The organism is Micromonospora sp. NPDC002411 (assembly GCF_053592955.1).
The window spans coordinates 1-7,295 of the sequence record NZ_JBSFBM010000337.1 but is presented as its reverse complement, the minus strand read 5'-3'; the positions used below and the strand labels follow the sequence as shown (position 1 = coordinate 7,295).

General features: G+C 74.4%; 6 protein-coding genes. All 6 read right to left on the bottom strand.

Annotation, left to right across the window (positions count from 1 at the left end):
- Positions 1 to 413 (bottom strand): class I SAM-dependent methyltransferase (locus ACWCO3_RS28755; protein WP_450013022.1); only part of this gene is annotated, 413 nt, incomplete at its 3' end.
- Positions 414 to 487: 74 nt separating this feature from the next.
- Positions 488 to 670: a hypothetical protein gene (locus ACWCO3_RS28750; RefSeq protein WP_145779714.1), complete on the bottom strand. Its 183-nt coding sequence runs from the start codon at positions 668 to 670 to the stop codon at positions 488 to 490.
- An 88-nt stretch (positions 671 to 758) separates the two neighbouring features.
- The gene (locus tag ACWCO3_RS28745; protein WP_450013020.1) at positions 759 to 4,127 is read right to left on the bottom strand and encodes an error-prone DNA polymerase; all 3,369 of its coding nucleotides are present in this window, start codon (positions 4,125 to 4,127) and stop codon (positions 759 to 761) included.
- A 39-nt stretch (positions 4,128 to 4,166) separates the two neighbouring features.
- Positions 4,167 to 5,816: a DNA polymerase Y family protein gene (locus ACWCO3_RS28740; protein ID WP_358051480.1), complete on the bottom strand. Its 1,650-nt coding sequence runs from the start codon at positions 5,814 to 5,816 to the stop codon at positions 4,167 to 4,169.
- A complete protein-coding gene (locus ACWCO3_RS28735; RefSeq protein WP_145779711.1) occupies positions 5,813 to 6,538 on the bottom strand; it encodes a hypothetical protein in 726 nt (241 codons plus the stop codon). The genes ACWCO3_RS28740 and ACWCO3_RS28735 overlap by 4 nt, the downstream gene beginning before the upstream one ends.
- A gap of 102 nt (positions 6,539 to 6,640) precedes the next feature.
- Positions 6,641 to 7,090 (bottom strand): SAV_6107 family HEPN domain-containing protein, encoded by a 450-nt coding sequence (locus ACWCO3_RS28730; protein ID WP_007463070.1) that lies wholly within the window; start codon positions 7,088 to 7,090, stop codon positions 6,641 to 6,643.
- Between the last annotated feature and the right edge of the window lie 205 nt (positions 7,091 to 7,295).

Genomic DNA, 7,295 nt, shown 5'->3' with positions numbered 1-7,295 from the left:
GGACGCAGCGCGGTGGCCAGCGCCGCCACCACCGGCGCGGGGTCGTCGACCACCTCCAGCACGGCGTGGCAGAGCACCAGGTCGACACCGGCCGGCTCGACCAGCCCGGCGAGGGCGTCGCCGTCGCCCTGCACGGCGGCGATCCGGTCGGCCACGCCGGCCTCGGCGGCCCGGCGGGTGAGCGCGGCGAGCGCGTCGGGGCTGGCGTCGACCACTGTGACCCGGTGCCCGGCGCGGGCCAGGGGTACGGCGAAACCGCCGGTGCCGCCGCCCACGTCCAGCACGGTGAGCTCGGCGTCGCCGCGCCGGTCCAGTTCGGCGCGGAGCACCGACCAGATCACGGCGGTACGGGGGGTCAGCGGCGGCCCGGCGAACCGGCCTCGGGTCTGCTCCACCCGGTCGAGCCTAGTCACCCGGTCCATCCCCGGTGCGGGCGTGTGGCGGGCGCACCCGCCACCCGTCCGGCCGGTCCGCGGTGCCGGGTCGGTCAGGACTCGGTGCCCTCGACCTCGTCCTCCGCCCGGGACCGGCGTTCGTTGGCCACCGGCCCGTTGGTCACCTCGTACTCGCGAGGGTCGGCGAGGTGCGACGGCACCCAGGTCGCACCCAGCCGGGTCCGCCGGGCGTTCGCGATTCCACCGGTGTACGCGTGGTTCCCCATCACTGTCATTCCCCCTCACGGATCACGGGCCACTCTGCCCGCTCGGGGACGAGTCTCCCGCCCACCGCCGCAGGAAACCGTAATGTGGATCACTAGATCAGCGGAAGTCACGGGATGCGGGACTGACCGGTGGCTCGATGGCGTCCAACCGGTCGGCCACCAGGTTGGTCACCCCCTCGTGCCGCTGCAACTGCCCCCTGACCACCAGCGCGGCGCTGGTCCGGGCCACCCGCCGGTAGCGCTGCCACAGCCCCGGCGAACAGGTGACGTTGAGCATCCCCGTCTCGTCCTCCAGGTTGAGGAAGGTGACGCCACCCGCGGTCGCCGGACGTTGCCGGTGGGTGACGATGCCACCGACCCGGATCCGCTGCCCCGGCTCCACCCGACCGAGCCGGGCGATCGGCACCGCGCCGAGCACGTCGAGCTGACCCCGGATGAACCGGGCCGGGTGGCTCTCCGGCGACAGCCCGGTGGCCCACACGTCGGCGACCAGCCGGTCCACCGCCTCCATCCCGGGCAGCGTGGGCGCCGCCGCGCCGGTCACCGTGCCGGGCAACCGGCCCGGCCGGTCCTGCGCCGCCGCCCCGGCGGCCCACAACGCCTCCCGCCGGGTCAACCCGAAACAGGCGAAGGCGTCCGCGGTGGCCAGGGCCTCCAACTGCGCGGCGGTGAGACCGACCCGCCGGGCCAGATCAGGCATGTCCCGGTACGGCCCACCGGTGACCCGTTCGACCTCGATCCGTTCGGCCACGTCGGCGCCGAGGGTCCGTACGCTGGACAGGCCGAGCCGGACAGCGGGACCGCCCAGCCCCCAGGCGTGTGGCGGCTCCCCCGGACCGCTGCCCCACCGGGTGTCCGGGGTGGACTCCAGCACCGCCGACGCCGCGCTGGCGTTGATGTCCGGACGACGGACCTCCACCCCGTGCCGGCGGGCGTCGTCGGCCAGGGTCTGCGGGGAGTAGAACCCCATCGGCTGGGCGTTGAGCAGCGCCGCCAGGAACGCCGCAGGGTGGTAACGCTTGAGCCAGGAGCTGGCGTAGACCAGGTAGGCGAAGCTCATCGCGTGGCTCTCCGGGAAGCCGTAGCTGGCGAACGCGGTGAGCTTGCGGTAGACGTCGTCGGCCAGCTCACCGGTGATGCCCCGCTCGGCCATCCCGGCGTAGAGCCGGTCGGCGATCCGGCTCATCCGCTCGACCGACCGTTTGGCGCCCATCGCCCGGCGCAACTGGTCGGCCTCGGCCGCGTCGAAGCCGGCCAGGTCGATGGCGAGCTGCATCAACTGCTCCTGGAACAGCGGCACACCCAGGGTCTTCTCCAGCGCGTTACGCATCAGCGGATGCGCGAAGGTCACCGCCTCCTGGCCGTTCTTGCGCCGGATGAACGGGTGCACCGAACCGCCCTGGATCGGGCCGGGCCGGATCAGCGCCACCTCGACCACCAGGTCGTAGAACTCGCGGGGCTTGAGCCGGGGCAGGGTGGCCATCTGGGCACGGCTCTCCACCTGGAACACCCCGACCGAGTCGGCCCGGCAGAGCATGTCGTAGACCTCCGGGTCGTCCAGCGTCATGTCACCGAGGTCGAGCCGGGACCCGATCATGTCGTAGCCGTAGTGCAGCGCGGAGAGCATGCCCAGGCCGAGCAGGTCGAACTTGACCAGACCGACCGCCGCGCAGTCGTCCTTGTCCCACTGGAGCACGCTGCGCCCGGGCATCCGCCCCCACTCCACCGGGCACACCTCGATCACCGGACGGTCGCAGATCACCATGCCGCCCGAGTGGATGCCCAGGTGCCGGGGGAACGTCTGCAACTCGTTGGCGTACTCCACCACCTGCTCGGGGATGTTCTCGACGTCGACAGTGGCGACCGAACCCCACCTGTCGATCTGCTTGCTCCAGGCGTCCTGCTGCCCCGGCGAGTACCCGAACGCCTTGGCCACGTCCCGCACCGCCGACCGGGGCCGGTAGGAGATGACGTTGGCGACCTGGGCGGCGTGCTCCCGGCCGTAACGGGTGTAGACGTGCTGGATCACCTCCTCCCGACGGTCGGACTCGATGTCCACGTCGATGTCGGGTGGGCCGTCCCGTTCCGGGGCGAGGAAGCGCTCGAAGAGCAGCCGGTGCCGGACCGCGTCCACGTTGGTGATCCGCAACGCGTAGCAGACCGCCGAGTTGGCCGCCGAACCCCGACCCTGGCAGTAGATGTCCTGCTCGCGGCAGAACGTGACGATGTCGTAGACCACCAGGAAGTAGCCGGGGAAACCCAGCTCCTCGATCATGTTCAGTTCGTGGTCGAGTTGCGCGTACGCCGTCGGGTGCGCCTGCGGAGGGCCGTAACGCTCGCGTGCCCCGTCGGCGGTCAGCTTCCGCAACCAGCTCATCTCCGTGTGCCCCGGCGGCACCGGGTACGCCGGCAGCTGCGGCGCGACCAGTTGCAGGTCGAAGGCCAACTCGGCGCCGAACTCGGCGGCTCGCGCCACAGCACCCGGGTACGCGGCGAACCGGGCCGCCATCTCCGCGCCGCTGCGCAGGTGGGCGGTGGCCGCCGCGGGCAGCCAGCCGTCGATCTCGTCCAGGCTGCGCCGGGCCCGGACGGCGGCGACGGTGGTGGCCAACCGCCGCCGGCCGGGGCTGGCGTAGTGCACGTTGTTGCTGGCCACCGTCGGCAGCCCGGCCGCGGCGGCCAGGTCGGCGAGCGCGTCGTTGCGGTCGGCGTCGACCGGGTGGCCGTGGTCGGTCAGCTCCACCGCCACCGTCTCCGCGCCGAAGAGCGAGGTCAGCCGGTCCAATTCACGGGCCGCCGCGTCCACCCCCTCGGTGAGCAGCGCACCCGGCACGTGCCCCTTGCGGCAGCCGGTCAACACCAGCACGTGGTCGCGCAACTCGGCGGCGACCTCCTCCAGCTCCCCGTAGACCGGGCGGCCCTTCTCCCCGCCGCGCAACTGGGCACGGGCGATGGTGGCGGCCAACCGTGCGTACCCCTCGTGGCCGTGCGCGAGCACCAGCAGGTGCGAGCCGTGCGGGTCGGGTTCGCCGTTCTGCGGACCGGGAAGCCCGAGGGAGAGCTCCGCGCCGAAGATGGTCGGCAGACCCAGCGTGCGGGCCGCCTCGGCGAAGCGGACCACGCCGTAGAAGCCGTCGTGGTCGGTGACGGCGAGCGCGGTGAGCCCCAGTCGGGCCGCCTCCTCGGCCAGCTCTTCGGGGTGGCTGGCACCGTCGAGGAAGCTGAAGTTGGTGTGCGCGTGCAGCTCCGCGTAGGGCACCACGCCGTCAGGGCGGGTCAGCTCCGGCGGCTGGTACTGCTCGCGGCGGCGGCTCCAGGCCGGGGAGTCGCCACCGTCGGCGTCCACGGCGAGCGGGTCCACCACGTGCAGGTGCCGCTCGCCCCGGCTCCCCCGCTTGTCGTCGGCCCGACCGGAGAGCACCCGTTCCAGCTCCGACCAGGGCATCTTCGGGTTGTGGAAGCTCATCCTCGCCACTCCCGGCTGACCAGACCCACGACCAGGCGCTCAGTCATAGATAGCCTCCACCAGCCACTGCCCGGCCTCGACGGCCAGCAGCAGAGCGGCGCCACCGGCCAGGCTGACCTGGAACCGCGCCCGACGGCGGGCCTCGGCCGGCACCCACCAGCGCTCGTCCACCGGCCACGGGCCGGCCCAGCCCACGATCTCCGTGGGCTGGCCGGCGCCGACCACCAACCGAGCAGGTGGGGCGCTCACCGCCAACCGTGCGCTGATCACCACCGGCTCACCGGCGGCGTCGTGCACCGTCGCCGCGAGCGGGCTGGGCAGCACCACCGCCGGAGCGGGCGCCGGCAGCCGGCCCGGCCACGGCGGAACTGCGCCGCCACCGTGGTCCGCGGGCCGACCGGAGCTGGCGGCCCGGTCGGTGCCGCTGGTGATCGGTTCGCCGGGCAGCGGTGCGGGGCCGGGGCGGGCGGGGACGCGTTCGTCGCCCCACGGCACCAGTCGCACCTGGTCGGCTGGGGAGCGCCCACCGCCGAGCACCGCGGTGACCACCGCCTCCGGGCCGAGGATGCCCTGCACACGGCTCAACGCCCGGTGCGCTCGTTCCCGCTCCTCGCCGGTCTCCCCCCACAGGCCGGCCTGCAGGCCTGCCTGGGCGATCACCCCGTCCGGGATCAGTCGCAGCCGGATGATGCCGGCCGTCGGTCGGGCCGGCCGGGCGCCGCTGCGACCACTGCTGCCGGAGAGCCAACCGTCGAGCTGCCAGCGCACCCGGTCGGCGATGGCCGCGGCGGTGAGCAGGCCGTCGTGCCGCCACACCCGGTGCAACTCCTGCCCGTGCTCGGTGACCGCCTCGATGCCGAGCCGGGTGCAGGCCAGCCCGTGCCCGGCCAGCCGCTCATGCAACTGCTCGGCCAGCGCTCGGGCCACGAACGCCGCAACGTCGACCCGGTCGATCGGCTCGTCGTGCTCGGCGGTCACCGTCAGGTCGGCCGGCGGCTGCCGGACCGCGAGTGGGCGGTGGTCCCGCCCGGCGGCCAGCCGATGGGCCAGCGCGCCGTCGAACCCGAACCGGGCCAGCACGTCACCGGCCGGCAGCGCGGCGAAGTCACCGAGGGTACGCACACCGAGCCGACGCAGCAGGTCGGCCAGCGCCGAGCGGCCGAGCGCCTCGACCGGCAACCCGGCCAGGAACTCCGGTGTGCCGCCCGGTGCCACCACCCGACCGGCGCGAGCGGCCAACCCGGCCGCGAACACCCCGTCGGCGATGCCGACCTGGCTCTCCACCAGGCACGACTGGGCGACGTGCTCGATGATCCGCTCGGCGGCCGCCTCCTCGCCACCGAGGTAACGGCTCGGCCCCCGGGCGGCCACCGCGCAGGCCCCCGGACGGACCACCTCGACACCGGCGACCAACTCCTCCACCGCGGCGACCACCGGCTCGAACGCCCGGGTGTCCCGCCCCGGGTCGTAGTCCACGACGGTGAGCTGGGGGCAACGACCCTGCGCCTCCCGTTTGCGCAGGCCTCGACGCACCCCCTCGGCACGGGCCCGCTCGGAGCAGGCGACCACCCGGTTGGCGTGCAGCACGGCGACCGGGCCGGTCGCCGGCACTCCGTCGACGATCTCGGCGGCGAGCACCGGCCAGTCCGGGCACCACAGCAGCAGGGTCCGTGCCGGCGAGCCGGTCACTCCCGACCGACCAGGGCGAGCGACGCGGTCGGACGGCCCACGGCCGACGGCTTCGGACGGGGGATGACCCGGGTCAGCCCGTCACCCGGTAGCCAGACCTTGATCTCCTTCGGCCGCGCGGCTGCCCCGCGCCCGCGCGCCGAGACGGTGACCTCCCGGCGGCGCAGCCGCCCCCGACCGGCCCCGAGCCCTTCCCACACCCCACGGACCACCTGCAACGTCACGTCCGCGCCGTCCCACCGGCCGTACGGGACGAGCACGCTGCCGCGCTGCCGCGCCCGGGCGGCCAACCGGGTGGCGACCGAGGCGGAGACGGTGGCCGGTACGGCGGTGACCACGACGTCCACCCCGTCGATCAGCGCGGCGACAACGGTGGCCCACTCAGGGCCGGGATTCGGCACCAGGGCCAGCCGGTCCAGGGCGATGCCCAGCTCGGCGGCCGCACCCGCGCCGAACGTCGGCACACCGACCACCGCGCACCACGAGCCGGATCGGGACGCCTCGGCGAGCAGCGCCAGCATCAGCGAGGTGCCACCGCTGCGCTGGGGCTGGCCGGCGGCGACCGCGATGGTGCTGCCCCGGCGCAGGCCCCGGTTGGGCAGCAGACCGGTCAGCTCGGGCACCACCGGCAACACCCGGTGGCCGCCGACCTGGTCAGGTGCGCTCGCCGGACGCACCAGATCGGCCAGTGCGGCGGAACCGACCACCGTGCGGCCCGCCATTGGACCAACTCCCCCGTCGTTGCTGTGGATCAGATCAGGATCGGCACGCCGTGCCACCGGCCGCCCGGCTCCCCCCGCTGGGCGGTCGGTGGCACGGCGGGATCAGGCGGCGAGACCGTCCAGGGCCGGCTGGTGGGCCACGCCGAGCGCGGTCTCCACCACCGTGACGAACTGTTCGGCAGCGCGGAGCAGATCGTCTGCCTCCCGGGCGCTGACCACCCGGGGGATGCCGGCCTCGGCGGCGGCGCGTTTGCTGGCGCCGGCGGCGAAGAACCGGGACCACTCGTCGAGCTCCGGGGCGACGGCGCAGAGAAGGACCCAGACGCTGGTGATCCGGTTGCGTCGACTCGGCGCGGGCCGGGCACGGGCGGCGAGCAGGGCGGCCGCCGCGCGCAGCGCCGCCAGGTGGGCAGCCGCGTAGCGCAGACCGTCGGGTCGGGTCTGGCCGGCCTCGACCAGCCCACGCCGGGCCAACGTGAGGAGCTGGGCGGGGGTGCGGTGCGGCAGCACGTGCGCCGGCACCGTCGGTGCCTGAGCCGGGTTGGTCGGCATGGTGTCTCCTCCACATGGCCGGGGCGTCGCCCCGGCGCTGGTGCCGCCGGCGAGACGCCGAGGTCGGGTGGTGCGGAGGAAGACGCACCGGGTGTGGCCGGCCGGGTGTGGATGCTTCCCCACACCACACCCGGCCGGCGTACCGGCGGGTTCGTCGCCCGCCCCAGAACGGACGAGCGGCGGGGTGGGGAAAAGTGTTTTGTCA

Excerpts from the sequence above, each read along its gene's own strand:
- ACWCO3_RS28735 (WP_145779711.1), bottom strand. The coding sequence starts at position 6,538 with ATGGCGGGCCGCACGGTGGTCGGTTCCGCCGCACTGGCCGATCTGGTG.
- ACWCO3_RS28730 (WP_007463070.1), bottom strand. The coding sequence starts at position 7,090 with ATGCCGACCAACCCGGCTCAGGCACCGACGGTGCCGGCGCACGTGCTG.
- ACWCO3_RS28745 (WP_450013020.1), bottom strand. The coding sequence starts at position 4,127 with ATGAGCTTCCACAACCCGAAGATGCCCTGGTCGGAGCTGGAACGGGTG.
- ACWCO3_RS28750 (WP_145779714.1), bottom strand. The coding sequence starts at position 670 with ATGACAGTGATGGGGAACCACGCGTACACCGGTGGAATCGCGAACGCC.